The organism is Thalassospira sp. (assembly GCF_030690045.1).
Classification (GTDB): Bacteria; Pseudomonadota; Alphaproteobacteria; order Rhodospirillales; family Thalassospiraceae; genus Thalassospira.
On record NZ_JAUYHK010000016.1, the window covers coordinates 592,514 to 618,322 of the forward strand.

The 25,809-nt window shown below is 55.6% G+C and carries 31 protein-coding genes; 17 read left to right on the plus strand and 14 right to left on the minus strand.

The window, feature by feature from the left end:
- Positions 1-8: 8 nt before the first annotated feature.
- The 8 genes from Q8O73_RS14380 to hisB all read right to left on the minus strand — a co-directional run bounded on the left by Q8O73_RS14380 (position 9) and on the right by hisB (position 4,535).
- The gene (locus Q8O73_RS14380) at positions 9-380 is read right to left on the minus strand and encodes a histidine triad nucleotide-binding protein (protein ID WP_305558854.1); all 372 of its coding nucleotides are present in this window, start codon (positions 378-380) and stop codon (positions 9-11) included.
- Between the two features lie 33 nt (positions 381-413).
- On the minus strand, positions 414-743 hold the full coding sequence (locus Q8O73_RS14385; RefSeq protein ID WP_305558999.1) for a phosphoribosyl-ATP diphosphatase: 330 nt from the start codon (positions 741-743) through the stop codon (positions 414-416).
- 6 nt (positions 744-749) lie between these two features.
- Positions 750-1,511 carry an imidazole glycerol phosphate synthase subunit HisF gene (gene hisF / locus Q8O73_RS14390; RefSeq protein WP_305558855.1) on the minus strand — a complete coding sequence of 254 codons (762 nt, stop codon included), beginning with the start codon at positions 1,509-1,511 and terminating at the stop codon, positions 750-752.
- Between the two features lie 14 nt (positions 1,512-1,525).
- On the minus strand, positions 1,526-2,254 hold the full coding sequence (gene hisA / locus Q8O73_RS14395) for a 1-(5-phosphoribosyl)-5-[(5-phosphoribosylamino)methylideneamino]imidazole-4-carboxamide isomerase (RefSeq protein ID WP_305558856.1): 729 nt from the start codon (positions 2,252-2,254) through the stop codon (positions 1,526-1,528).
- Positions 2,251-2,805 carry a GNAT family N-acetyltransferase gene (locus Q8O73_RS14400; protein ID WP_305558857.1) on the minus strand — a complete coding sequence of 185 codons (555 nt, stop codon included), beginning with the start codon at positions 2,803-2,805 and terminating at the stop codon, positions 2,251-2,253. The genes hisA and Q8O73_RS14400 overlap by 4 nt, the downstream gene beginning before the upstream one ends.
- On the minus strand, positions 2,802-3,452 hold the full coding sequence (gene hisH / locus Q8O73_RS14405) for an imidazole glycerol phosphate synthase subunit HisH (RefSeq protein WP_305558858.1): 651 nt from the start codon (positions 3,450-3,452) through the stop codon (positions 2,802-2,804). The genes Q8O73_RS14400 and hisH overlap by 4 nt, the downstream gene beginning before the upstream one ends.
- 3 nt (positions 3,453-3,455) lie before the next feature.
- Positions 3,456-3,872 (minus strand): DUF2628 domain-containing protein, encoded by a 417-nt coding sequence (locus tag Q8O73_RS14410; protein WP_305558859.1) that lies wholly within the window; start codon positions 3,870-3,872, stop codon positions 3,456-3,458.
- 63 nt (positions 3,873-3,935) lie between these two features.
- Positions 3,936-4,535, minus strand: a complete 600-nt coding sequence (gene hisB / locus Q8O73_RS14415) for an imidazoleglycerol-phosphate dehydratase HisB (protein ID WP_305558860.1) — start codon at positions 4,533-4,535, stop codon at positions 3,936-3,938.
- Positions 4,536-4,759: 224 nt separating this feature from the next.
- On the opposite strand from hisB, the gene hslV reads away from it, so the two are divergent.
- The 3 genes from hslV to Q8O73_RS14430 all read left to right on the plus strand — a co-directional run bounded on the left by hslV (position 4,760) and on the right by Q8O73_RS14430 (position 7,311).
- Positions 4,760-5,320 (plus strand): ATP-dependent protease subunit HslV, encoded by a 561-nt coding sequence (gene hslV, locus Q8O73_RS14420; RefSeq protein ID WP_305558861.1) that lies wholly within the window; start codon positions 4,760-4,762, stop codon positions 5,318-5,320.
- A gap of 67 nt (positions 5,321-5,387) precedes the next feature.
- Positions 5,388-6,698 carry an ATP-dependent protease ATPase subunit HslU gene (gene hslU, locus Q8O73_RS14425; RefSeq protein WP_305558862.1) on the plus strand — a complete coding sequence of 437 codons (1,311 nt, stop codon included), beginning with the start codon at positions 5,388-5,390 and terminating at the stop codon, positions 6,696-6,698.
- A 133-nt stretch (positions 6,699-6,831) separates the two neighbouring features.
- Positions 6,832-7,311: a GNAT family N-acetyltransferase gene (locus Q8O73_RS14430; protein ID WP_305558863.1), complete on the plus strand. Its 480-nt coding sequence runs from the start codon at positions 6,832-6,834 to the stop codon at positions 7,309-7,311.
- A gap of 7 nt (positions 7,312-7,318) precedes the next feature.
- Here Q8O73_RS14430 and Q8O73_RS14435 read toward each other — a convergent pair whose 3' ends face one another.
- A complete protein-coding gene (locus Q8O73_RS14435; protein WP_305558864.1) occupies positions 7,319-8,728 on the minus strand; it encodes an ATP-binding protein in 1,410 nt (469 codons plus the stop codon).
- Between the two features lie 155 nt (positions 8,729-8,883).
- Positions 8,884-9,465 (minus strand): malonic semialdehyde reductase, encoded by a 582-nt coding sequence (locus Q8O73_RS14440; RefSeq protein ID WP_305558865.1) that lies wholly within the window; start codon positions 9,463-9,465, stop codon positions 8,884-8,886.
- A 192-nt stretch (positions 9,466-9,657) separates the two neighbouring features.
- Here Q8O73_RS14440 and Q8O73_RS14445 point away from each other — a divergent pair, with 192 nt between their 5' ends.
- From Q8O73_RS14445 to Q8O73_RS14475, 7 genes are all read left to right on the plus strand, one after another.
- The gene (locus tag Q8O73_RS14445) at positions 9,658-10,803 is read left to right on the plus strand and encodes a polysaccharide deacetylase family protein (RefSeq protein ID WP_305558866.1); all 1,146 of its coding nucleotides are present in this window, start codon (positions 9,658-9,660) and stop codon (positions 10,801-10,803) included.
- 128 nt (positions 10,804-10,931) lie between these two features.
- Positions 10,932-12,161 (plus strand): bifunctional phosphopantothenoylcysteine decarboxylase/phosphopantothenate--cysteine ligase CoaBC, encoded by a 1,230-nt coding sequence (gene coaBC, locus Q8O73_RS14450; protein ID WP_305558867.1) that lies wholly within the window; start codon positions 10,932-10,934, stop codon positions 12,159-12,161.
- A gap of 30 nt (positions 12,162-12,191) precedes the next feature.
- Complete coding sequence (gene dut / locus Q8O73_RS14455; protein WP_305558868.1) at positions 12,192-12,644, plus strand: dUTP diphosphatase; 453 nt, start codon at positions 12,192-12,194, stop codon at positions 12,642-12,644.
- 83 nt (positions 12,645-12,727) lie between these two features.
- The gene (locus Q8O73_RS14460; protein WP_305558869.1) at positions 12,728-13,183 is read left to right on the plus strand and encodes an Rrf2 family transcriptional regulator; all 456 of its coding nucleotides are present in this window, start codon (positions 12,728-12,730) and stop codon (positions 13,181-13,183) included.
- A gap of 204 nt (positions 13,184-13,387) precedes the next feature.
- Positions 13,388-14,338 carry a cysteine synthase A gene (cysK, locus tag Q8O73_RS14465; protein WP_305558870.1) on the plus strand — a complete coding sequence of 317 codons (951 nt, stop codon included), beginning with the start codon at positions 13,388-13,390 and terminating at the stop codon, positions 14,336-14,338.
- A gap of 117 nt (positions 14,339-14,455) precedes the next feature.
- A complete protein-coding gene (locus tag Q8O73_RS14470) occupies positions 14,456-15,262 on the plus strand; it encodes a molybdopterin-synthase adenylyltransferase MoeB (RefSeq protein ID WP_305559000.1) in 807 nt (268 codons plus the stop codon).
- On the plus strand, positions 15,249-15,680 hold the full coding sequence (locus Q8O73_RS14475) for a DsrE/DsrF/DrsH-like family protein (RefSeq protein WP_305558871.1): 432 nt from the start codon (positions 15,249-15,251) through the stop codon (positions 15,678-15,680). Before Q8O73_RS14470 ends, Q8O73_RS14475 begins: the two co-directional genes overlap by 14 nt.
- A 2-nt stretch (positions 15,681-15,682) precedes the next feature.
- Here Q8O73_RS14475 and Q8O73_RS14480 read toward each other — a convergent pair whose 3' ends face one another.
- Positions 15,683-16,342, minus strand: a complete 660-nt coding sequence (locus Q8O73_RS14480; RefSeq protein ID WP_305558872.1) for a LysE family translocator — start codon at positions 16,340-16,342, stop codon at positions 15,683-15,685.
- A gap of 112 nt (positions 16,343-16,454) precedes the next feature.
- Between Q8O73_RS14480 and Q8O73_RS14485 the strand changes: the two genes are divergently transcribed.
- Positions 16,455-17,330, plus strand: coding sequence for a LysR substrate-binding domain-containing protein (locus Q8O73_RS14485; protein ID WP_305558873.1), 876 nt, complete (start codon positions 16,455-16,457; stop codon positions 17,328-17,330).
- 72 nt (positions 17,331-17,402) lie between these two features.
- Entirely contained in the window at positions 17,403-17,903 is a 501-nt protein-coding gene (locus Q8O73_RS14490; RefSeq protein ID WP_305558874.1) for an MgtC/SapB family protein, read from the plus strand.
- A gap of 3 nt (positions 17,904-17,906) precedes the next feature.
- Here Q8O73_RS14490 and Q8O73_RS14495 read toward each other — a convergent pair whose 3' ends face one another.
- On the minus strand, positions 17,907-18,947 hold the full coding sequence (locus tag Q8O73_RS14495) for a LacI family DNA-binding transcriptional regulator (RefSeq protein ID WP_305558875.1): 1,041 nt from the start codon (positions 18,945-18,947) through the stop codon (positions 17,907-17,909).
- A gap of 50 nt (positions 18,948-18,997) precedes the next feature.
- Entirely contained in the window at positions 18,998-20,329 is a 1,332-nt protein-coding gene (locus tag Q8O73_RS14500; protein ID WP_305558876.1) for a GH1 family beta-glucosidase, read from the minus strand.
- Positions 20,330-20,558: 229 nt separating this feature from the next.
- On the opposite strand from Q8O73_RS14500, the gene Q8O73_RS14505 reads away from it, so the two are divergent.
- The 5 genes from Q8O73_RS14505 (at position 20,559) to Q8O73_RS14525 (ending at position 25,297) form a co-directional block, all read left to right on the plus strand.
- On the plus strand, positions 20,559-21,803 hold the full coding sequence (locus Q8O73_RS14505) for an ABC transporter substrate-binding protein (protein ID WP_305558877.1): 1,245 nt from the start codon (positions 20,559-20,561) through the stop codon (positions 21,801-21,803).
- An 82-nt stretch (positions 21,804-21,885) separates the two neighbouring features.
- Entirely contained in the window at positions 21,886-22,809 is a 924-nt protein-coding gene (locus Q8O73_RS14510) for a carbohydrate ABC transporter permease (protein ID WP_305558878.1), read from the plus strand.
- A complete protein-coding gene (locus tag Q8O73_RS14515) occupies positions 22,809-23,663 on the plus strand; it encodes a carbohydrate ABC transporter permease (RefSeq protein WP_305558879.1) in 855 nt (284 codons plus the stop codon). The genes Q8O73_RS14510 and Q8O73_RS14515 overlap by 1 nt, the downstream gene beginning before the upstream one ends.
- 7 nt (positions 23,664-23,670) lie before the next feature.
- Positions 23,671-24,744 (plus strand): ABC transporter ATP-binding protein, encoded by a 1,074-nt coding sequence (locus Q8O73_RS14520; protein WP_305558880.1) that lies wholly within the window; start codon positions 23,671-23,673, stop codon positions 24,742-24,744.
- Positions 24,745-24,751: 7 nt separating this feature from the next.
- A complete protein-coding gene (locus Q8O73_RS14525; RefSeq protein ID WP_305558881.1) occupies positions 24,752-25,297 on the plus strand; it encodes a gluconokinase in 546 nt (181 codons plus the stop codon).
- Here the strand turns inward: Q8O73_RS14525 and ddpX are convergent.
- Positions 25,249-25,806, minus strand: coding sequence for a D-alanyl-D-alanine dipeptidase (gene ddpX, locus Q8O73_RS14530; RefSeq protein WP_305558882.1), 558 nt, complete (start codon positions 25,804-25,806; stop codon positions 25,249-25,251). The two genes, Q8O73_RS14525 and ddpX, sit on opposite strands and share 49 nt — an antisense overlap.
- Positions 25,807-25,809: the final 3 nt, after the last annotated feature.

Genomic DNA, 25,809 nt, shown 5'->3' on the forward strand with positions numbered 1-25,809 from the left:
AAGAATGCTTATTCCTTCGGCAGCATCAGGCCAAGCATTTTACCACCGATAATATGTACATGCAGGTGAGGAACGTCCTGACGGCCATTCTGACGGGTATTGGCGATCAGGCGATATCCGTCTTCGGCGACATTCAGATCGCGGGCGATTTTACCAACGGCGCGGTTAAAGGCGACGATTTCGGCATCGCTGGCCTTGGCGGAAAATTCATCAAACGAGGCATAGGCCCCCTTGGGAATGACCAGCACATGCGTCGGGGCCTGCGGATTGATGTCGTTAAAGGCCAGGACATGATCATCTTCATAAACCTTGCCACACGGAATCTCGCCGCGCAGGATTTTGGCAAAGATGTTTTCGGGATCATAGGGTTGAACGGCCATCCGGGGCTCCTGAAAATAACGAAAAACGATACCTTATTTATCTGTCCGCGCCGCCTTTTCGGCAAGACCCGAAATGCCCTGTCGCTGCGCCAGAATTGCCCAGACATCGGCCGGATCAACTCCCTTGTCGGCCCAGAGAACCATCAGGTGATACAGCAGATCGGCACTTTCTGATGCGACATTTTCCGGGCTTTCGGCAAGGGCGGCAATCACCGTTTCTACCGCTTCCTCGCCCAGTTTTTGCGCGATTTTCGGCGTGCCTTTGGCAAACAGGCGGGCGGTATAGCTTTGATCGGGGTCGTCGCCCTTGCGAGCATTGACCACGGCATAAAGCTGATCAAGGATATGTGTGTCGGTCATGATCGTTCCTTAATCCTCGCGCACCGGGATTCCGGCGGCTTTCATATGTGCCTTGACCTCGCGAATGCGATAGGTGCCAAAATGAAAGATCGATGCAGCCAAAACTGCCGACGCATGGCCTTGGGTCACCCCTTCGACCATATGATCGAGCGTACCCACCCCGCCCGACGCAATCACCGGTACACTGACCCCATCGGCGATGGATCGGGTTAGCGGCAAATTAAAGCCCGACTGGGTGCCATCGCGATCCATCGAGGTTACCAGCAATTCCCCGGCCCCATATTCCGTCATTTGTTTTGCAAACGAAACAGCGTCAATTCCGGTGGCATTGCGCCCGCCATGGGTAAAAATTTCAAATTTGTCGGGGCCGGTTGATTTGGCATCAATGGAAACGACAATACATTGCGATCCAAATTTGCGCGCCGCCTCGCGGACGAAATCGGGGTTATTGACCGCGGCTGTATTGATCGACACCTTGTCGGCCCCGGCCAGCAACAATTTGCGGATATCGTCAAGGCTTCGCACGCCACCGCCGACCGTGACGGGCATAAAGCACGCCTCGGCGGTGCGGGCCACCACGTCAAAAATCGTGTCGCGATTGTCGCTGGACGCGGTGATATCCAGAAAACAAAGTTCGTCCGCACCTTCGGCATCATAAATGCGCGCCTGTTCGACCGGATCCCCGGCATCGATCAGATCGACAAAATTAACGCCCTTGACGACACGGCCGTCCTTGACGTCCAGACAGGGAATGACACGGGTTTTCAGCATTGTCTTCTTCCTGTTTACGCAAGGGCTTTGAGCGCTTTGGCAAGATCAATCCGGCCATCATAAAGTGCGCGGCCCGAAATCGCGCCATCAATCCCGCTTTTAGCATGTTTGGCAACAGCCATCAGATCATCAAGTGAAGATACGCCGCCCGATACGATAACCGGGGTTGAAATTGCGCTGGCAAGGGCAACGGTACTGTCAATATTGGGCCCACCCATCGCACCGTCGCGGTCGATATCGGTAAAGATGATGGCAGTAACGCCGCAATCCTCGAATTTTTGCGCCAGTTCAAGGGCGGTGACTTCGGATGTTTCGGCCCAACCCTCGACTGCGACATAACCATCGCGGGCATCAATGCCGACCGCAATCCGGCCCGGCCATTTTGCACAGGCCTGTTTGACGAAATCAGGATTGCGCAGCGCAACAGTGCCAAGGATCACGCGCGTAATACCTTTATTCAGCCAGTAATCCACCGTTTCCATGGTACGAATGCCGCCACCAAGCTGGGTTTTGGCCTTGCCACGGGTTGCGGCCAGAATGGCATCAACTGCGGCACCGTTGACCGGTTCCCCGGCAAAAGCACCATTGAGATCCACCACATGCACCCAGTGGCAACCGGCATCGACAAATTCGGCGGCCTGTGCGCCGGGATCATTGTTAAATACTGTTGCCTTGTCCATGTCGCCACGCAGCAGGCGGACACAGGCACCATCTTTCAGATCAATTGCCGGATACAGATTCACGAGGCAGATTCCTGTAATTTCTTGGTGTAGTAATAACCTTCGACCATTTTGCCGTCGATCATCGCATAATAGGGATTAATGCCCCAACGGACATAACCCAGCCCGTTATAAAGGGCGATGGCGGCCTTTTGGGTTTCGCGAAGATCGAGTTTCAGAACGCTATAGCCCTTGTCACGGGCGTAATATTCAATCGACCGCACAATCGCCTTGCCATTGCCGCGCCCGCGCGCCCACGGGGCGACAAAATGCCCGGTAATCTGTGCAGAATGGCGTTGTGCCTCAAGATTGGCAGGAGTTTCCAGCAACTGGGCCGCGCCGGAAATCACACCATCAAGGCGCGCTACAAACAAATGCCGACCGGGCATCAGCAACACCCCGCGCCAGTATTTTTCCATTTCCGGGCGGTCGGGTGGCGTCAACCAGCCAAAACCGCCCCCCTCGATGATCGCCTGGGTGCAGGCATCAACGATATCGGAAATATCGCCTGCCGAAAGTTCGGTCACGCGCTCGGCAAAAACTTCGGGTTTGTGATCGTCGGCCCCGGTTGTCATGGCTTCCACCCCAAAAAATTGCCAATCAGGGTCAGGCCGGTTTTCTGACTTTTTTCCGGATGAAACTGGGTGCCAACCATATTGTCGCGCCCGATCATTGCCGTCAGATCGCCGCCATACCGTACCGTTGCCAGACGTTGCGCCGGATTGCGGACATGCATGTGATAGGAATGGACGAAATAGGCATGATCATCATCGGCAATCCCGGCCAGAACCGGGTGATCGCGACCGGCAGGATCAAGTTGCAATTCGTTCCAGCCCATATGCGGGATTTTAAGGGATGCGTCATCGGGTGTAATCGCCACGACTTCGCCATCGATCCAGTCCAGCCCCATGGTATCGGCAAATTCACGTCCGACGGATGCCATCAGCTGCATGCCAACGCAAATACCCAGAAACGGCTTGCCGCCCCGAATCACCTGTTCTTCCAGCACCTCAACCATACCCGCGACATCATCAAGACCGGCACGGCAATCGGCAAAGGCTCCGACGCCGGGCAGGACGATGTGGCTGGCCATACGGACCTGTTCGGGATTGCTGGTGACGATAATATCGCCGGGATTGTCGGTTTCGCGCGCTGCCCGTTCAAACGCCTTGGCGCAGGATCGCAGATTGCCCGAACCGTAATCAATAATCGCGACAGTCATTGTTCAGGAAAGCTCCGGGTTGGTCGCACCAGTGCCGCTAAAGGCAGGGGCGTGTCTGGTACTGGCGAAGAAACGGTGCTCGGCACCGCTTTCATCCGCACTTGCAATAATATCGACCAGTTTCCAACCGGTTTTGGCCAGCTTGCGTCGCCGTACATCATTGGCAATCAGGCCAAATCCGATTCCGGTGACAAGGGCCAGTGCGAAATCCATCATCTCGCCGCCATTACCCAGCCACGATATCGCCGAACAGATCAGCGACACCGCAATCAACCCGAAAAAGGCCAGCCATTGCCGGTGATACAACGCCCATAATCCGGTCAGCAAAAAGGCCCAGAAATTAAAGCCTTCCCGAATCAGTACCGCATCGGCCAGCGGATCGGCGCGACCGGGATGAATATGAACCGTATAAACCTTCATCGCATTTCAGACTGTTGGGGCGACCCCGGCAAAAGCCCGGTCAGATCAGGGATACGGGACGGATCACAAGGACCCGCCCAGAACCCCCTTGGTCGAGGGAATGGCATCAGATTTGCGCGGATCGATTTCAATTGCATCGCGCAAGGACCGCGCCAGTGCCTTGAAGGCGCTTTCGACGATATGATGGTTGTTGTCGCCATACAGGTTTTCGACATGCAATGTCAGGCCGGCGGCCTGGGCAAATCCCTGAAACCATTCACGGAACAGTTCGGTATCCATATCGCCCAGCTTGTCTCGGCTAAAATCAACCTTCCAGATCAGGTAAGGACGGTTTGAACAATCCAGTGCGACACGTGTCAGGGCCTCGTCCATTGGCAAAAGGCAACTGCCATAGCGTTTGATGCCCTTTTTATTGCCCAGCGCCTGTGAAAAAGCCTGTCCGATGGCAATGCCGCTATCTTCGGTGGTGTGATGGAAATCGATATGCAGGTCACCCTTGGCCCGGACCGTAAGGTCGATCAGGCTGTGGCGCGAAAGCTGTTCAAGCATGTGGTCAAGAAAGCCAATCCCGGTCTGGACATCATAGATGCCGGTCCCGTCAAGGTTCAGTTCGACCGTGATTTGGGTTTCGTTGGTATTGCGCTCCACGCGGGCCTTGCGCATGCAAAGCTCCTTTCCTGCAAGTATCGATACACCTGATGGCATGGTATTTAGCAAGATCGGACGGCAATTGCCAGTTCAACCATGTGCGCAAGGGCGGTGTTATTGCCAGGGTGTTTTAAAATATGTGCCTAACAATACCTCTATACACCGCAAATCCGCCCGGCCCCTTGACCGGGGCGGTGGGCGTGCTAACTGTTGGACGAAACATGTTGATAGGGATTTTCATGACAGATCATTCGCAACCCAGCTGGCACGGCACGACCATTTTGTCGGTGCGCAAGGGCAATCAGGTGGTAGTGGCCGGGGACGGTCAGGTTTCGCTGGGCCAGACTGTGATCAAGGGTAATGCCCGCAAGGTGCGCCGGATCGGCCCGAAACAGGATATCATTGTCGGTTTTGCCGGGGCGACGGCCGATGCTTTTACCCTGCTCGAACGGCTGGAGGCCAAACTGGACCGTCATCCGGGCCAGACCATGCGGGCCTGTGTCGAACTGGCCAAGGATTGGCGTACGGACCGGTATTTGCGCAAACTGGAAGCGATGATGGCGGTGGCCGACAAGGATGTGTCGCTGGTGCTGACCGGCATGGGCGATGTTCTGGAACCCGAAGACGGCATTATCGCAATTGGATCGGGTGGCAATTATGCGCTGGCCGCAGCCCGCGCCCTGATCGACCTTGATCTGGGGGCCGAGGAAATTGCCCGCAAGGCGATGGCGATTGCCTGTGACATCTGTGTTTACACCAATGGCAATGTCACGCTTGAGAAAATCGACGACGCCAAATAAGCGCGGCGTCGCGCCCTCGTGTTCCCGTTCCTGTGTCCAAGCAAGAAAACCGGATTTAAGAAAACAGATGACCCAACATTTCAGCCCGCGCGAAATTGTTTCCGAACTGGATCGCCATATCATCGGCCAGAAAGATGCCAAGCGTGCGGTGGCGGTGGCGCTGCGCAATCGCTGGCGGCGTCAGCAGCTTGATGGTGCGATGCGCAACGAAGTGCTGCCGAAAAACATCCTGATGATCGGCCCGACCGGGGTTGGCAAGACCGAAATTGCCCGGCGTCTGGCCAAGCTGGCCGAAGCACCGTTTTTAAAGATCGAAGCCACCAAATTCACCGAAGTCGGCTATGTCGGGCGCGATGTTGAACAGATCATCCGTGATTTGCTGGAAGTCTCTATTGACCTGACGCGCGACTCCATGCGCAAAAAGGTTCGCGCCAAGGCAGAAATGCAGGCCGAGGAACGCATTTTGGACGGGCTGGTCGGCGATACATCATCGGCGGAAACCCGGCAGAAATTCCGCAAGATGCTGCGCGAAGGCCAGTTGCAGGACAAGGAAATCGAAATTCCGGTCACGCAAAGCAGTGCGGCCTCAATGCCGACCATCGATATTCCCGGCATGCCGGGTGCGCAGATGGGCATGCTGAATTTGTCCGACATGTTCGGCAAGGCCTTTGGCGGCCAGACCAAACCCAAACGCATGACGGTGGCCGACGCCTTTGATCGTCTGATTGACGAGGAAAGCGACAAATTGCTTGATATGGACAAGGTAACCGCTGAGGCCATCGATAATGTCGAGCAGAACGGCATCGTGTTTCTTGACGAGATTGACAAAATCACGGCGCGTTCGGAACGCGGTGGCGATGTGTCGCGTGAAGGTGTGCAGCGCGACCTGTTGCCGCTGATCGAGGGTACCAGTGTCGCCACCAAACATGGCACGGTCAAAACCGATCATGTGCTGTTTATCTGTTCGGGTGCGTTCCATCTGGCCAAACCGTCGGATCTTTTGCCGGAATTGCAGGGCCGCCTGCCGATCCGGGTGGAATTGCAGGCCCTGACCGAGGCGGATTTCCGCCGGATTCTGCTGGAACCCGAAGCCTCCCTGATCAAGCAATATATCGCCCTGATGAAGACCGAGGATGTGACGCTGGAATTCACCGATGATGCGATTGATGAAGTGGCGAGGATTTCGGCCAATGTGAATGAAAGTGTCGAAAATATTGGCGCACGCCGCTTGCACACGGTTTTGGAAAAACTGCTGGACGATATCAGCTTTACCGCCACCGACCGGCCGGGCGATCATGTAAAAATCGATGCCGCCTATGTGCGCGAACAGGTCGAGGAACTGTCAAAGGATACCGATCTTTCGAAGTTTATTCTGTAATAGAAATATTCTATTGGAAATACTGAAATTAAAAGACCAACGCAGATGTGTTGGCCTTTTTCTTTTATATATCATAACTATATATGACTTATAGTTGATTATCCATTTGAGACGTTCATTGGGATGTAAACTAATGTCATTCGACATTGTGTACTTGGCTGACAGACCTGATTGTGTTGATGCCTGTGCAGCTTGGGCATATGGTCGGTGGGGCGTGCAAAAACCCGATAGCAGTCTTGCCAAGGTACAGGAATACTTTGCGACTTGTGCTCAAAAAGATGCACTGCCCTTAACGTTCTTGGCGATCAACCGGGAAACCCGCTTGCCAATCGGCATGGCAAGCTTATGGCCTCAGGACGGAACCGACTGGCTTGATAAGACACCGTGGATTGCAGCGGTCTACACGCTTTACCGTTATCGCGGACTGGGAATCGCCCGTAATCTGATTGATCGCATATTGCATGAGGTAAAACGTTTCGAAATTGAAACAATTTATCTGAAAAGCGGATCTGCGGTCGGGATGTATCGGAACTTCGGTTTTCAGGAGCTTGACCGCTGTCCATCTTCAACAGCCGCAGAAGGCTATAAGACCTTGCTTTACAAGGTAGTTTGAAGTTTGTTCAAGCGCTGTGCAATTTTCGCACATTATCGCCGGTTCGGGCGGGCAGATAGACGGTAAAGACCGATCCAACCCCCTGTTCACTGTCAATCGTCATGGTGCCGCGATGGCGCTGGACCAGATGTTTGACGATGGCAAGACCAAGACCGGTGCCGCCGACCGCCCGCGACCGGGCATTATCGACCCGGTAAAACCGTTCGGTCAGGCGCGGCAGATGTTCACGCGCAATGCCGTCGGAATGATCGCGCACCGAAACCGCCATGATGCGCGGATGGCGAAACCGCGCCAGTGCGGCAGGCGGGTTTTTGGCCATTGCAATATCGATTTCAACCTCGGTTCCGGCATGGCCGTATTTGACGGCATTATCGATCAGGTTCTGGAACACCTGAATCAGTTCCTTGTCTTCGCCGATGGTGACCGGATTATCCAGTGTGGATGTGACGTGGATCGTCATGTTTTTGGCGTCTGCCTTGACTTTCAATCCGGTGGTTACCCGTTCGATCACGGCACTGATATCGCAATCGCCCGATGGCGGCGTATGTTCGTTAAGTTCAATACGCGACAGCGACAGCAAATCTTCGACCAGATGCTGCATGCGTTGTGCCTGATCGCGCATTACCGGCAGGAATTGATGCAGGGCATCCGGATCATCCTTTGCCGGGCCTTCCAGCGTTTCAATGAATCCCAGCAGCACCGATAACGGTGTGCGCAATTCATGACCGGCATCGGCGGCGAAATCGGCGCGCATCTGTTCGACTTTGCGCAATTCGGTCAGGTCGCTAAAGGACAGGACATAATTGCGATCCCCGGCGACAGAAGGCAGGCTGGCGGTCAGCACATCGAAATGACGATGGGCATCGGCGGCCAGCACAAATTCGGTATGTTTCAGGCTGTGCCGCCCGGATGACACATCGTCAAAGGCATCCAGCAGGATAGGATCGCGGATATAGCGGGTCAAATCCTTGCCGGTTTCCAGATTATGAAACAGCGCACGTGCCGCTTGATTGAAACCGGTAACCACCCGCAGGCGATTGACCATCACCACCGGGTTGGGCAAATGATCCAGAATTTCGGCATCGGTGCTTGTTTGTGCTTCGAGCAGGGCAATGCGGTCGCGAAAGGCGCTGGCAATCTGGGAATAAAGCGACGACAGCTCGGCCGCAGCGGAAAAGGACAGATCGGGCGGCGGGGTACCCCGAAACTCATCGCGCAATTGCGCGGCATAGCGGGCTACACGGCGCAGATCACCAAAATAAAGGCGCAGGATTCCGGCAACACCCAACCAGATGGCGGCGCATGTCATCACCGCCAGTCCCCAGCCAATCTGGCCCGCCGCCGCCAGCACTGTCAGAATGGCAGCAGCCGGGAAACTCAGCGTTGATGCCGTTAACAGCAATTGTTGAAAGCCCAAGCCATCCTCCCGGCGAAACAGATACAGGCGTCATTTTACAGATCGGGCACCTAACATGATCATCTGCCGTCAAATATCAAATCAAACTTAGATGACAGTTTTCAACCCCTTGTCAAAGCGGGATTTTGACGGTTGTAAAATGACGCCCGGAATCCTCAGATAATGCTTGCGCCTTCGTCAAAACCAAGGCGCGGGCTGCGGGCAAACAGTTTTGCCGGGTCGCCATAGCCGATATTGATCAGGAAATTCGATTTTACCGGGGTACCTGCGAAAAATTCGGCATCAATTCCGGCATTGTCAAACCCCGACATCGCACCGCTATCAAGGCCGATGGCGCGCAAGGCCATGATGAAATATCCGGCTTGCAGGGTGGCGTTGCGAAAGGCGGTGATTTTAATCGCTTCTTCCTTGCCGACAAACCATGATCGGGCGTCGGCATGGGGGAAAAGCTGTGGCAGTTTTTCGTAAAATTCCATGTCATGGGCGATGATGGCGGTGATCGGGGCGCTCATGGTTTTTTCAACATTGCCTGGTGCCAGATGGGGTTTAAGGCGCTGTTTGGCTGCATCGCTTTTGACAAAGACAATGCGCATCGGTTCGCAATTGGCACTGGTCGGACCCATAACGGCAAGGTCCCACGCGCGACGGATTAGTTTTTCGTCCACATCGCGTTTGTGCCAGCCATTATGGGTGCGGGCATCGGTAAACAGGGTGGCAAGGGCCTGGTCGTTCAGCATGGAAACCTCCGTAATTTGGGGTACAGGATGACCTGTTCATAAGTATTACCTGCTGCACTGACCGCAAGTCTTTCGATAAAATTGTGGAAAAACAAACGGTTCGCTGGTAGCTTGTTTGCCATAATCTGGCGATGAAAAATCGGTACAGTCGCAAAAATCGCACGAGGAGCGGCAGGTATGAAAAGCACCGGAATGAACAGGCATATTAATCCGAATGCAATCGAGTCAGTCCGCCCGGTTACGGGACGCCTGCGATTGCAGATGGCCGGTGCCGTGGTGATGACCCTGTTGATGGTGATGGCTGCCCCGGTGATGGCACAGCAAACGCCCGCACCCGATGAACCGGCGGCAGAAGCAATCCCTGCTGTGGCCTCGCCTGCCGAAGCGCAAGCCGGGGCGTCGGCGGTGGTTTTCATGTATCACCGCTTTGGCGAAAGCGATTATCCCTCGACCAATATCCGCCCCGAACAGCTTGATGCCCATATCGCCGAACTGAAACGCGGTCCTTATCATGTGATGGATGTTGGGGCGATTGTGCAGGCGATTGCCAATGGCGAATCCTTGCCGGACCGGACGGTTGGTATCACGATTGACGATGCCTATCGTTCGGTGTTTGACGTGGCATGGCCGGTTTTCAAGAAACACAATTTTCCGATGACGGTGTTTGTCTCGACCGAACAGGTCGATACTGACAACAGTACTTATATGAGCTGGGACCAGCTGCGTACGCTGGTTGCCGAAGGGGTGACGATTGGCGGTCACAGTCAGCATCACTCGCATCTGGCGACCATGCCGATTGCGGCGGTCAAGGCTGAACTGGCTCATTCGGCACAGCGTTTCAAGGATGAACTGGGCTTTGTCCCTGATCTGTTTGCCTACCCTTACGGCGAGGCCAGCCTCGAAGTTCGCGAAGCCGTCCTCGAAGCCGGATACAAAGCGGCCTTTGGCCAGCATAGCGGAGCCTTTGATGACAGTGCTGATCTGTTTTATCTGCCGCGTTATGCGTTAAACGAATCCTATGGCACGCCGGAACGGTTCCTGCTGGCAGCCAATTCGGTGCCCATGCCGGTCAGCGACATCACCCCGGCCGATTATCTGTTGCAACGCAATCCGCCTGCCTTTGGCTTTACCCTGCATGGTCCGGCCCGCGATCTGAATTGTTATCCGTCCTCCGGTGTGCCGACAATGACCCGTCTGGGCGATGCGCGGGTGGAAATCCGTCTGGACGGGCCGGTGGCACCGGGCCGCTGGCGGATCAATTGCACCAGTCTGGGGCCGGATAATCGCTGGCGCTGGTTTGGTATGCTTTATACCGTGCCGGAAAAGACCGCCCAATAAAGTTTGCGGCGGATCCGGTATTTAACGAATTTTCCGGGTTTTTGACGGAATGCGAAGGATACTTGCGTGTCGGGGTGGGACGCGATAGGTTAACCACACCCTGACAACGTAAATAACTGGGAACCACAGTGCTTTCTGGAAAAAACCTTCTGTTGATCATCTCGGGCGGGATTGCCGCCTATAAGGTGCTGGAAGTCATCCGGCGTCTGCGTGACCGCGGGATGATGATCCGGGCGGTCCTGACCGAAGGCGGGGCGCAATTCGTCACCCCTCTGTCGGTGGCCGCCCTGACTGAAAACAGGGTTTATCAGGATCTGTTTTCCCTGACTGACGAGGCCGAAATGGGCCATATCCGTCTGTCACGCGAGGCGGACCTTGTGCTTGTCGCCCCGGCCAGTGCCGATCTGATTGCCAGAATGGCGTCGGGCATGGCCAATGATCTGGCAACCACCGCCCTTTTGGCGACCAACAAGCCGGTGCTGATTGCGCCTGCGATGAATGTCGAAATGTGGAACCATGCGGCAACCCGAGCCAATATTGCCACACTGGAAAGCCGGGGCGTAATGCGGATTGGCCCGGCATCGGGTGATTTGGCCTGTGGCGAATTCGGATCGGGTCGCCTGTCCGAACCGGCGGATATCATTGCCGCCGTCACCGATTTTTTTACCGCCCGGACCGCAGCCAAGCCTCTTGCGGGCAAGCGGGCGATTGTCACCAGCGGTCCGACCCATGAACCGATTGACCCGGTGCGTTACATCGCCAACCGGTCATCGGGCAAACAGGGCCACGCCATTGCCGTGGCCCTTGCGGCGGCGGGGGCCGAAGTCACCCTGATCAGTGGTCCGGTTGCTTTGCCCGACCCGTCGGGCATGGCGGTGCGCCATGTTGAAACGGCGCGGGAAATGATGGTGGCCGTGCAAGACAGTTTGCCCGCCGATATTGCGGTATGTGCGGCGGCGGTGGCCGACTGGCGGGTGGCGTCAAGTGCCGGTCAGAAACTTAAAAAAGATGAATCGGGGCAGATGCCCGATCTGCGCTTTGCCGAAAATCCCGATATTCTGGCAGCCCTTGGCGCACCGGGGCCCAATCGCCCCGCCCTTGTGATCGGATTTGCGGCAGAAACCGAAAATCTGTTGGCTCATGCGCGGGCGAAACTGGTGCGCAAGGGGTGCGACTGGATTCTGGCCAATGATGTGACGGCAGAAAGCGGTACCTTTGGCGGCGATCACAACCAAATTCACCTGATCCGTCAGGATCGGCCCCAGGATGATGATGTCTGGCCGCGTCAGGATAAAAAGGCGGTGGCGGATCACCTGGTGGCACAGATCATCGCCCATTTTGCGGGCACAAAACCCTGACAGGGTACTTAACAAGGATAACAGACCACAATGACGGCTTTGAACGTAAATTTGAAATTGCTTGACCATGCGGCCGATTTGCCGCTGCCAGCCTATGCCACCGATCAGGCCGCGGCCGTTGATTTGCAGGCGGCGATTACGGGCAATGTGGTTCTGGCGCCGGGCAAGCGTGCGATGATTGAAACCGGCATTGCGATTGCTCTGCCCGCCGGGTTTGAAGCACAGGTGCGCCCGCGATCCGGTCTTGCCGCCAAGAACGGTGTGACGGTTCTCAACAGTCCGGGCACGATTGATGCGGATTATCGCGGCGAAATCAAGGTGATCCTGATCAATCATGGCGATGTGGATTTTGTCATCGAACGCGGCATGCGCATTGCCCAGATGGTGATTGCGCCGGTCCTTCAGGTGGGCTGGAACAGGGTTGATGATCTCGATGAAACGGCACGCGGGGCGGGCGGTTTTGGATCAACCGGTCTTGGTTGATCATCTGTGCTGATCCTTTGATTTTTATCATTCGGGCAGAATGACGGAAAACCCGTTGCCCGCAGGGGAGAAAGACCAAGACGATGCTGAAACTGTCAAAAAAGATGCTGTTTGCCATCGAGGCGGTGGTGGATATCGCCTATAATGCGGCGGGTGAACCGGTGCAAAGCCGCGATATCACCGAACGTCAGGGCATTCCGAAACGCTATCTGGAACAGACCCTGCAACAATTGGTGCGGGCCGATCTTCTGGTCGGGGTGCGCGGGCCACGCGGCGGATACCGGCTGGCCCGCGAACGGCGCCGGATTACGCTGGCCGATATTGTGTCGGTGATAAGGTCGATGGAAACATCGGATGACCCGATCGAGGATCCGGCAGGGTCGCCACTGGGCAAGGAAGTGGTGCGGCCATTATGGCGCGAATTGCAAGATGACATGATGAAAAACCTTGAAACCATCACGGTCGAGGATTTGTGCAACCGGGCGCGGGATGCCGGTTTGCGCAGCGGGATCGAAGAATCGCCCGATTTTATCATCTAGGTTGGTATTGGTCCTTGCGATGGTGTGGCCCTAAAAACCACAAAATCTTGCTGCAAAAACACTGAATTGCACATCGGGATTGCCTTTTGGATTCGCAATGAGATGTAAAAACAGATTGCCCCGGACTTGATATCCGGTACAATCAGGATAAATACAATATCATCATGTGATAGATATAATTTCACATAAAAGTGCGAGGAAATCATGACTGAGTTTCGCGGTAAAATTTACGACAGCATCATCGATACCATCGGCGCAACGCCGCTGGTGCGTCTGGGCCGTCTGGCCAAAGCCGAAGGTGCAAAGGCCGACATTCTGGGCAAGCTGGAATTTTTCAATCCGCTGGCCTCGGTCAAGGATCGCATTGGTCTGGCAATGGTCGAAGACGCCGAAAAATCAGGAAAACTGAAACCGGGTGCCACCCTTGTCGAACCGACATCGGGCAATACCGGCATTGCGCTGGCCTTTGTGGCCGCCGCCAAGGGGTACAAGCTGATCCTCACCATGCCTGAAAGCATGTCTCTGGAACGGCGCAAGATGTTGTTGTTGCTGGGGGCGCAGATCGACCTGACCCCGGCGGCCAAGGGCATGAAGGGCGCTGTTGCCCGCGCCGAGGAACTGGTAGCTGAAATTGACGGCGCGATCATGCTTCAGCAGTTTGACAACCCGGCCAACCCGGAAATTCATCGCAACACGACGGCCCAGGAAATCATCAAGGATACTGGCGGCAAGGTTGATATTTTTGTGGCCGGTGTTGGCACGGGCGGGACCTTGACAGGGGTGGGTGAAGTTCTGAAAAAACACAATCCCAAGGTCCAGATCATTGCGGTTGAACCCGAAGACAGCCCGGTGATTTCGGGCGGTGCGCCCGGCCCGCATAAAATTCAGGGCATCGGGGCGGGTTTTATCCCCGGCAATCTCAATACCTCCGTCATTGACCGCACCATGACGATTGGTAATGAAACAGCCTTTGCCATGGCTCGTAAACTGGCCGCCATCGAAGGGGTGCCGACCGGCATTTCATCAGGTGCGGCGGTGGCGGCTGCGATTGAACTGGGTCAGATGCCGGAAAACGAAGGTAAACGGATTGTCGTAATCATCCCGTCCTTCGCCGAACGTTATCTCTCGACCGCGCTGTTTGAAGGGTTGCAATAATCGCAACCCGATATCACAGGCACAGAGCCCGGAGGATAAGTCTTCCGGGCTTTTGGTTTTTGGCTGGCAAAATCATGAATCGCATCTTATCTGTTGGCTGTCAGCAACCGGGGCGTCTTGATGGATTTTGATTTCAGCGAAAATGAGTTGCACCGTTATGCCCGCCATATTGTCCTGAAGGATGTCGGCGGCACCGGGCAGATGCGTCTGAAACAGGGGCGGGTTCTGATTGTCGGTGCGGGTGGGCTGGGCTCGCCTTTGGCGATGTATCTGGCTGCCGCCGGGGTCGGAACCATTGGCATTGTCGATGATGATGTGGTCGAACTGTCAAACCTGCAACGTCAGATCGCGCATGGCATGAACGATCTGGGCCGGGCCAAGGTGGACAGTGCACGTGATACCATCCGCAACATGAATCCCGACATTGCCGTGCAAACCCATCAAATGCGGCTGAATGCCCGGAATGTCATGGATCTGATTGCGCAATATGATGTGATTGCCGACGGGTCGGATAATTTTGACACGCGGTTTTTGCTCAATGATGCCTGTTATTTCGCGGGCAAGACGCTGGTCAGCGGGGCTGCCTTGCGGTTTGACGGGCAGGTCGTGACGTTCAAGGCGCATCTGGGCGCCCCGCACCCCTGTTATCGCTGTATCTATCATGCGCCGCCACCGCCCGATGCCATTCCATCCTGTTCGCAAGGCGGGGTTCTGGGGGCCGTGGTGGGGACAATTGGCGGTATGCAGGCAACTGAAATCCTCAAGGAACTGATAGGGATTGGCGATGGTCTGTCGGGGCATCTGGTGATTGTCGATGCCCTGGCGGCCAGTTTTCGCAAAATCCGTGTGCCGCGTGATCCCGGTTGTCCGCTATGTTCTGATAATGCCACGATAAAGGACCTTTCCTGCCATGAGCATGACTGACGACAGCCCGAAAAAACTTTCGCTGGTGGTGTTTTCCGGCAGTTTTGAAAAAGTCCATTATGCGCTGGTGATGGCCAGCGCCGCCCTTGCCAGTAACCGGGCGGTGACGCTGTTTTTCACGATGGAGGCCAGCCGCACGGTGCTGGCCCCGTCCGGCTGGCGGCATTTGCGCCCCGATATGCAGGGGGCAACCGCAACCAGCCTTGATCTGACATATGCCCAGCGCGGCATTGGCACCTTCGAGGAACTGTTATCGGCCTGTGTCGCCCTTGGCGGCAAATTCATGGTGTGTGAAATGGGTCTGCGCGCCCTTGGGCTGGAACATGAAAAACGCCGAGACGACCTTGCCATCGAGGTTGGCGGGGTGGTGACATTTCTCAATGATGCCCGGCAATCGGGCGAGATGCTGTTTATCTGATATCAGCTTGCCAAAAGTCGGATGCCCAACCCGGCAAGGCAAATCCCCACCGCACGTTCGATCCAGATTTTGACCGACTGAATGCGGGTCTGTACCGATGGCAGGGTGAGCGCAACGGCCACCAATGCAAACCAGACCATGTGGCAGGCGGCAATATAGATACCATAAGCCAGTCCGACAGACAGCGATGTATCGGGTGAAATCATTTGGCTGAACAGCGAAACGATAAACAGCATCGTTTTCGGGTTAAGTGCGTTGCAGGCAAAACCGGACCAGAAGGCTGATCCGTTCCTTGTCTGTGGTTTCTGTGAAGGTGCGGCGGGCATGGTTGAGGTGGTATTTTGTGCTTTGCCCAAAATCAGGCGGCGCAAATCGGGCCACAGGGCCGAAAAGCCAAGCCAGATCAGATAGGCCGCGCCAAAATAGCGCAGGCTGTTCAGAATCCAGACATTGCTGGCAAATACCACCCCAAGCCCGATCAATGTATAGGCGAGATGAACCGAAACACCCGATCCAATGCCAATCGCGCAGAGAATTCCGGCCCGTCGCCCGCGTGCAAGGGCCATGCGGGTGACCATTGCAAAATCGGGGCCGGGGCTGATGACGGCCAGCACGGTGACGATGGCAACCGCAAGAATTTCCATATCGGGGAGTCCGGCCATGATCAATCTTCCTTGATTTGTGATAAAATCAATTATCAAATGATTTTGACCGCCATAAAATCGAAAAATATCAGGATTTATTGTGAGTAATATTCACAGAAAGCGGAACGCTTTGCCCCTTGCATCCTTGCCCGCCTTTGAGGCTGCGGCACGGCATCAAAGTTTTTCGCGGGCAGCAGAAGAATTGAATCTGACGCATGGCGCAATCAGCCGTGCAGTGGCCCAGATTGAAGAACGACTTGATTGCGCCCTGTTTGTCCGGCGAAACCGCCGGGTTTATCTGACCCGTGCGGGTGAAAGATTGTTGGCGGCGACGGGTACCGCACTTGATGGTCTTGGTCGTGCGATTGAGGAGATTCACCGCCATGATGTTGCTTCGCCAATTTTGACGGTATCATGCGAACCCAGTCTTGCCATGCGTTGGCTGATGCCGCGTCTGGGTCTGTTTCGTGAAAATAATCCGGATTTGCATATTGATTTGCGTCTGGCGGGCGGGCCGATCGATTTGTTGCAGGATGGATGTGATATTGCAATCCGTCGCAACGATTTCGGGATTTCCGACGATTATCATGTGACCCATTTATGGACTGAAAGGGCCGGGCCGGTATGTGATCCGGACTGTTGGGAAACCATTCTGGGGCGCGATTTATCCAGGGCGCGCTGGTTGCATAGTCGCACCCGCCCCGATGCATGGGAGGTCTGGAAAAAGGCCAGTCATTATCAGGGGCTACCGGCCAGCGAACAATATTTCGACCATTTCTTTTTCGCCCTGCAAGCGGCGGTCAATCGATTGGGGACGGCAATCGGCCCGTTGCCTTTGGTGCAGGATGATCTGGTTGCCGGACGGCTGATTGCTCCGCTGGGCATGGCGGTGACCGGATTTGAATATGTTCTGATCACTTTGGACGGCCCGTCTCGTGATCAGCGGATCGGGCGATTTTTTGACTGGTTGATGATACAGGCGGCAGAAATGGTTGCGCCGGGTTAACTGGCCTTGGGCGGAACATTTGGTGGAGCCGGAGCGTTCAGGTTTTTATCTGATCCTGCACAAAGGCCCGGCATGTCCGACATTTCTTTTTTCGTCAATACCGAGAAGTATTTCGACATCGCCCTTGTCGATATGGTCCTGCGGCTGTGTGCGGCGACCGTGATCGGTATGTTGATCGGACTGAACCGCGATGTGAATGACAAGCCGATGGGAATGCGGACCCTTGCCCTTGTTTCGTTGGGGGCGGCGGTGGTGGCGGTTGTTGCCGTGCATTTTGAAAATCTCGTCGATCATCCTGATGCCCTGTCCCGCGTTGTGCAAGGCGTGTTGCAGGGGGTTTTGACCGGTATTGGCTTTATCGGGGCCGGGGTAATTTTGCGTCAGCCTCGTAATAAAAGCGTTTATGGCCTGACCACGGCGGCGACGGTCTGGATTGCGGCGGCCCTTGGCATTGCCTGCGCCTTGGCGGCGTGGCATGTGGTGGCCATTGCCTCGATCCTGACATTTGTTGTGCTGGTGCCGATGAAGGGGCTGGAAATGAGGTTGGTGAAGCTGTTTTCAAGACCGGATTGAAGATTAAAGATCGTCGCCATCGCGAAAGGCGGCCAGATCGTCAATGCGGCGATAGGGCAGCAGCGTTTGCAGGTCTTCGGCGGGCGTACCATCCAGCAAGGCCAGCAAATGGTCCGACAGGACTTTGCCAACCCGGCGTTGCGGCTGGTAATAATAGGCCAGTTTCTGTTTCGACAGCATGCGAAACGGCATGCCGCCAAATCCGACCAGCCCGATGCCATCACGCACCGTATCAAGGCCCAGTTCGGGCAAGGCTTCAAGCGCGCCGATCATCGTCATCTGACTGGCGCATACCCATGCGGTGGTGTCGGGATGGCGGCGGAACAATTGCAGGGTGGCTTCGCGCGCCGCCCGCACGGATAACTGGGACGGCATCCAGATCATGCTGTCGGGGTCCAGCCCGGCCTCGACCATCGCCCGGCGTGCACCGCGTTTGCGATAGCCAAAAAAACTGAGCTTTTCGGGTGGATCAATCATCGCAATATGGCGGTGCCCGTCATTAAGCAGACGTTTGATTGCATCATAGGCCGCCTGTTCATCGTCATGATCGACATAGGCATGCGGTGTGAGCAATTCGGTCCGGCCAAAGGACACAAAGGGAAAATCGTACTGAAGACAATATTTGGCGCGAATATCCTGCAAGGTGGTGCGCGAAAACACCACCGCATCGGCCATGCGTTGCATATGCACGCGGCGCACCGGTTCCAGCGGGTCTTCCTCGCTGGTCTGGGCCAGAACGACAAGGCTGTAATGCGCCTGATCCAGCCCTTGGGCAAGGCTTTCGACCTGGGCCAGAAAGCCCGGGTCACCATAATCGCCTACTTCGTGAGAATACAGGATCGAACAGACCTGCATGGTGCGCCCGGTGCGTAACATCACGCCGCGCGCATCGGGCAGATAGCCGATTTCAGCAGCGGTCGCCTTGACCCGCGCTACTGTGTCGGGTTTGACCTCCGGCCCGTCTTTCAGGGCACGCGATACCGTTGTGACCGAAAGGCCAAGACGGTCCGCGATGGTGCGAAGATTGGGCCGCGCCGCTGCCATTGAAATCCTTTATCTTTCAGTCTGTTCTGATATTCATTTCGGATTCGAAATTATGACAGGCTGTTGGTTTCCATGATGTGTTTCATAAAGTCATAGGATGCCTTGGGGGTGCGTTTCTGGGTTTTGTAATCGACATGCACCAGACCAAACCGTTTGTCATAGCCATAAGCCCATTCAAAATTATCCATCAGCGACCACGGCATATACCCTTGAACATTTGCGCCTTCTTCTACTGCGTCAAGAAGCGCCGTCAAGTATTCGCTGTGATAGGCGATACGGTCCTGATCATTGATCTGACCGTCCTTGTGGGCCAGGTCAAGAAAAGCGCCGCCATTCTCGGTAATGAAAATCGGTGGATTGCCATAACGGTTTTGCAGGATTTTGATGGTCTGATAAAAACAGCGTCCGTCAATCGCCCAGCCCATTTCGGTGCGCCGGAAATAGCGCGGCGGTTCGGCATGTTTGAACGGCCATGCACGCCCTTCGGTGGCTTCAATATAACTGGGGAAATACTGGTTCAGGCCCTGAAAATCGACCGGTTGATGGATGGCTTCAAGGTCACCCTCCCGAAGATGCGGTTCCATCCGCTCCATCACCGAGTCGGGATAGTACCCTTTATAAACCGGATCCAGAAAAACACCGTTCCATTTGTCTTCAAACAGGCCGATCAGATGGGCATCCTGTTCGTGCCGGTGTGGCAGGGTATAGGCCTTGTGCATCGGCAGGACAAATCCCACCGGTGTATCGGGGCAGATGTCTTTCAGAATCCGGGTTGCCCGGCCATGTGAAAGGTTCAGATGATGGGCCACCCGCATGGCAGCACGCGGGTCGGTCAGGCCCGGCGCATGGCGGCCTTCTTCATGACCAACCCAGGCGACGACATTGGGTTCGTTAAATGTCACCCATGCCTTGATCCGGTCACCCAGACGGCGTGCAATAACATCGGTATAATCGCCAAACCAGCCCACAATATCGCGATTGGCCCAGCCGCCACGATCCTGCAAGGCCTGTGGCAGATCCCAGTGATACAGGCACAGCCACGGATCAATACCGCGTTCCAGCATGCCATCAACCAGCCGGTCATAAAAGGCGAGGCCTTTTTCATTCACCGCCCCGGTGCCGTCGGGCATCACACGCGGCCACATCACCGAAAACCGGTAATGTTGCGCCCCCATGTTTTTGATCAGGTCCAGATCCTCGGCCCAGCGATGATAATGGTCGCAGGCAATGCGACCGTTTTCGCCATTTGCGACCTTGCCCGGTGTGTCGCAATAGGTGTCCCAGATCGTGGCACCGCGACCATCATCCCTGGCCCCGCCTTCAATCTGATAGCTGGAGGTCGAAACCCCCCAGCGAAAATCTTTGGGAAAGTGTCTGGTCATTCCTGTTTCCTTGCCCTGTTCTGTTCCGGGTTCTGTGGCCCGGTCCAAAATTCGTAACGTTTCGATAATTACGGCAAAACAATAATGCCGCTGGGATTTGCGGCCATTATGGGGAAGTTTTCTTGATTGACAAGCCTGAATGAAAGGCCTATCAAAAAAATCGAAACGTTACGAATTTAAACCGAAGCATGTCGGGCGCAACGTCGTAAAAAATCGGGAGGATACCGGAATGACCAGATTTACAAAGGTGGCGGGCCTTACGGCTCTTTTGCTTGCCGGGGCATCGGCATCGTCGTTGAATGCCCAGACGGCAGAGGTTTTGCATTGGTGGACGTCAGGCGGTGAACAGGCCGCCATTGCCGAAATTCGCAAGGGTTATGAAGCTCGGGGCGGCGAATGGATCGACACGCCGATCGCCGGGGGTAGTGCGGCACGGGCCGCGGCGGTCAACCGTATGCTGGGTGGTGATCCGGCGACGGTGTTTCAGTTTGCGATTGGCGAACAATTGCGCGAACTGGCGGATCAGGGGCTTTTGGCTGATGTCGAAAATGTTGCCGCCGGGCAAGGTTGGGATGACAAATTGCCACCGCTGATCATGCAGGCGGCCAAACATGACGGCAAATATATTGCCGCACCGATCAATATCCACGGTGAAAACTGGATGTTCTACAATGGTGCTGCGCTGGAAAAAGCCGGTGTTTCCGTACCCAAAAGCTGGCCGGAATTTATTGAAACCGCGCAAAAACTTCAGGATGCCGGGATTATCCCGATTGGTCTGGGCGGGCAACCGTGGCAGGAACGCATCCTGTTTAACAGTGTGATGCTGGGCGTTGCCGGGCGCGATTTTTATGCCAGGGCGTATAGTACGCTGGACGAAGATTTATTGATGTCAGACACCATGTTGAAGGTGTTTGAAACCTTTGCCGCATTGAAGCCCTTTGTCGATGAAGGCAGCCCCGGCCGTCGCTGGAATGAGGCGACCGCGATGATGATTGATGGCCGGGCGGCGTTTCATTTCATGGGTGACTGGGCCAAGGGCGAAATCATTGCCGCCGGGATTGAACCGGGCAGTTCGGTGGGTTGTGTTTTTGCCCCGGCAGAAGACCTTGCCTATATCATGACAGTGGATGTGTTTGCCTTTTCCAATATCGACACCGATGCTGCCCGCGCCGCCCAGGAAAAAATGGCAGGCGTTATGTTTGATCCGGATGTGCAGATCGCCTTTAACCAGAAAAAGGGATCGATCCCGGCGCGGATGGATATCCCCAATGACAGCTTTGATGACTGCGCCCAATACGCCATCAAAACCATTCAGGACCCGAATACCCATCTGGTCAGTACCGGCCTGTTTGGTGTGCCAAGTTCGGTTTCCGGGGCGATTGATGATACCATCTCGAATTTCTGGAACAGTGCAGACATGACCCCGGAACAGGGTCGTGACTCCTTCCGTCAGGCCATTGCCAACGCCAAATAAGCTGGCGCGTCTGACCGGTTTTGTGCCGTTGCCTACCGCAAGCAAGGCAACGGCATTGTTCCAACAAAGCGGGAAAAGAGATATGGTCGAACCGGCACATCTGGCTGCGCGGAGACAGCATCCTGACAGACGATGGTGGCGTCCGGACTGGACGGCGCGAGTCGCCCTGATCCCGGCCCTGATTATTACAATTGTCTGTTTTTACGGGTTTATCGTCTGGACGTTTATCATTTCACTGACCCGGTCGCGCCTGTTGCCGGTTTATAATTTCACCGGGTTTGATCAATATGCCCGTCTGTTCGCCAATGAACGCTGGTGGACATCCATGCAGAATCTGGCGATTCATGGCTGTCTGTTTATTGGTGGCTGTGTCGTGATCGGATACGGGCTGGCGATTCTGATTGATCGCGGGGTGCGTGGTGAAGGCCTGTTTCGCACCATGTTCATGATGCCGTTATCGATGTCTTTCATTGTGACCGGTGTGATCTGGCAATGGGTGATGAACCCGACACTGGGTTTGCAGGAAGCGGTGCGCGATCTGGGTTGGGTGACCTTTGAATTTAACTGGATCGTGCGGCAGGACCGGTCGATCTATACGCTGGCGATTGCCGGAATCTGGCAACAGGTCGGCTTGTGTATGGCGCTGTTTCTGGCCGGGTTGCGCAATGTTGATCCCAATATCTGGAAAGCATCAAGGGTGGATGGCATTCCGGTATGGCGGGTTTATCTGCACATCATCACCCCGATGATGCGTACCGTGTTTTTCACGGTCTTTATTCTCATGAGTGCGATTGTCATGAAGGCCTTCGACCTTGTGGTTGCCCTGACTGGCGGCGGGCCGGGCTTTTCGTCGGATTTGCCTGCGCGCTTTGTGGTCGATCATATTTTGAACCGGCAGGAACTGGGCATGGGGGCGGCAGGTGCGTTTGTTCTGCTGTGTACCGTTCTGGCGGTGATTTCGCCCTATATCTATTTTGAACTGCGCAAAGCGCGGGGGGCGCACTAATGCGGTTAAATCGTGTCGCGCTGTATGGGTTGTTGATTGTTGCCGCCTTTATGTTGATGGCCCCGGTTCTGATCATGATTTCGACCTCGCTAAAACCGATGTCGGAAATCCGTGGCGGCAGCATTTTCGCCCTGCCGACCGACCCCACCTTTGCCGCATGGGGCAAGGCATGGTTTGGCGATTGCACCCAGGCGGTTGGTGATGTCTGTCAGGGATTGTCATCCTCGTTCATGACATCGGTACGGATCGTGATCCCCGCCCTGATCTTGTCGGTCGGGCTGGGGTCGGTGACCGGATATGCCCTTGCGGCATGGCGGGTTCCGGGGGCCAATCTGTTGTTTGCCGCCCTTTTGGTGGGCATGTTCATTCCGCCGCAGGTCACCCTGTATCCGTTGATCATTCTGGTGCGCGAACTGGGCCTGTTTGGCAGTATATCGGGGCTGGTTCTGGTACATGTGATCTGGGGGGTGGCCTTTACCACCATGATGTTTCGCAACTTTTTCAAAACAGTACCGCAGGATTTGCTGAAAGCCGCCCGGATTGACGGGGCCGGGTTCTGGCCATTGTTCTGGTATGTGATGTTGCCGCTGTCCCTGCCTATTCTGGGTGTCGCGATGATTTTGCAGTTCACCTATATCTGGAACGACTTTTTGCTGGGCCTGACCTTTGGCGGGCGGTCCGGGCAACCGATGACGGTGGCGCTGAACAATCTGGTCGGCTCGCAATTTGGCGAGAAGGAATACAATGTCGATATGGCTGCCACCATGCTGACAGCATTGCCGACACTGGCGGTTTATCTGCTGTCGGGGCGGTTGTTTGTGCGCGGAATTGCCGCAGGGGCAGTGAAAGGATAATCACGACATGAATGGCGTGGAATTACGCGGTGTCACCAAGGCCTATTCCGGTCTTGCCGTGATGAAAGACATCAATCTTGAAATCGAAGACGGGGCGTTTCTGGTTTTGCTGGGGCCGTCCGGGTGTGGCAAATCGACATTGTTGAACATGATTGCCGGGCTGGAACCGGTGACGGGTGGGGAAATTCACATTGCCGGGCGCGATATGACAAAACTGGAACCCGATGAACGCGATATCGCGATGGTGTTTCAGTCCTATGCCCTGTATCCGACGATGTCGGTGCGCAAAAATATCGGTTTTGGCCTGAAAATGCGGGGCATGGCACGCCCTGATATCGAAAGGCGGGTGTCGGAAATTGGCGAATTGTTGCAGATTACCCCGCTTCTGGATCGCAAGCCGTCGCAATTATCGGGCGGCCAGCAACAGCGTGTGGCGATTGGCCGTGCCCTTGTTCGCGATCCGGTGGTGTTTTTGTTTGATGAACCGCTGTCGAACCTTGATGCCAAATTGCGCGCCGATATGCGGGTTGAATTGAAGCGCCTGCATGAAAGGCTGGGTCGGACCATTGTCTATGTCACCCATGACCAGATCGAGGCCATGACACTGGCGACACGGGTGGTGGTTCTGGAACAAGGTCGCATCCAGCAAAATGATACGCCGGAAAATGTCTATCGCCGTCCGGCCAATCGCTTTGTCGCCAGCTTTGTCGGCGCACCGACGATGAATTTTCTGGATGGCAAACTGGTGCGCGATGGTGATGCCGTATTGTTTGATACCGGGGCCGGTTGCCTGCCTGTTGCCGGTTTGCCGGATCACGCTGCACATTTGCTGGATCGTCCGGTGACGCTGGGGGCCCGGCCCGAACATCTGGTGTTTGATGATGCCGGATGCGCGGCAAAGGTCTTGCTGGCCGAACCGACCGGGCCGGACCAATATGTTCGTGTGGCGGTGGCCGGGGCCGAAGTCACGGCGCGTACCGGCCCGGAACAGGTGTTTCGCTCCGGGGCTTCGGTCTCGATTTTGGCGGATGGGGCGCGGATATCGGTATTTGATCCCGACTCCGGCCAGGCAATCCTGTAGCCCGGCCATGAATATTGTTGTGATGGGGGTTTCGGGATGTGGCAAGACGGCGCTGTCGCGGATGTTATCTGACCGTTTGCGCCTGCCTTTTATCGAAGGCGATGATCTGCATCCGCCGCAAAACCGGGCACGCATGAGTGCGGGATTGCCGCTGGATGACAGGATGCGGCAACCGTGGCTGGAACGGATTGGGGCCGAAATGCAGCAACAATCTGCCGGTCCGGGCGGCTGCGTGGTCGCCTGTTCAGCCCTGAAACGCCATTATCGCAATATTTTGCGCCGGGGTGGCGCAGATGTATTTGTGCATTTGCAGGCACGATTTGAGGTGATCGAGGCGCGCCTGCAACATCGGCAGGGCCATTTCATGCCTGTCAGTTTGCTGACCAACCAATATGCCACCCTTGAACCGTTTGACGGCGACGAAACCGATACGATCCTTCTGGATGCCGAACGGCCTGTTGCGGCTTTGTGCTATCAGGCCTGCCGCGGTCTTGTCTGCGATTTTCACGACATCATCGGCACCGGCAGGGCGCTGTCGGAAAATAACGGGTAACGGGTCCGGGCATTGGGCAACTGATAGTGCCACCATTCATGGGTGTAATATTCAAACCCGGCTGTCACCATGATGCCGAGCAACAAAAGCCGGTTGGCTTCGGCCACACGGCTCAGCCCGTCCGCCCCGTGATAGGACCGGATATGCATTTCATCAAACCCTGCCCCCATATCCAGTTCCTTGCCGTTTTGATCCAACAGGGTTAGATCAATGGCCACCCCGCGACCATGCGGCGATCCGATATCGGGATTGGCGATGAAATCGGGGTTCGGTGTGTGGTTCCACAGGGCACGCTGGGCTTCTTGTGGGCGAAAGGCATCCAGTACCCGGATGCGCGTCCCCTGACGCCGGGCAAGCTGGCTGGCTTTTTTCAGGCAGATCGCGGCATCGGGATGCAGATAGCAGGCCGGGCGCGTATAAATTGGCATTCCGGTGAAATTGCGATTCGTGGCATAAACGATATCGAGTTCAACATCATATTCTTGCGGCGTTATTTCAACCAGCGCCATCGG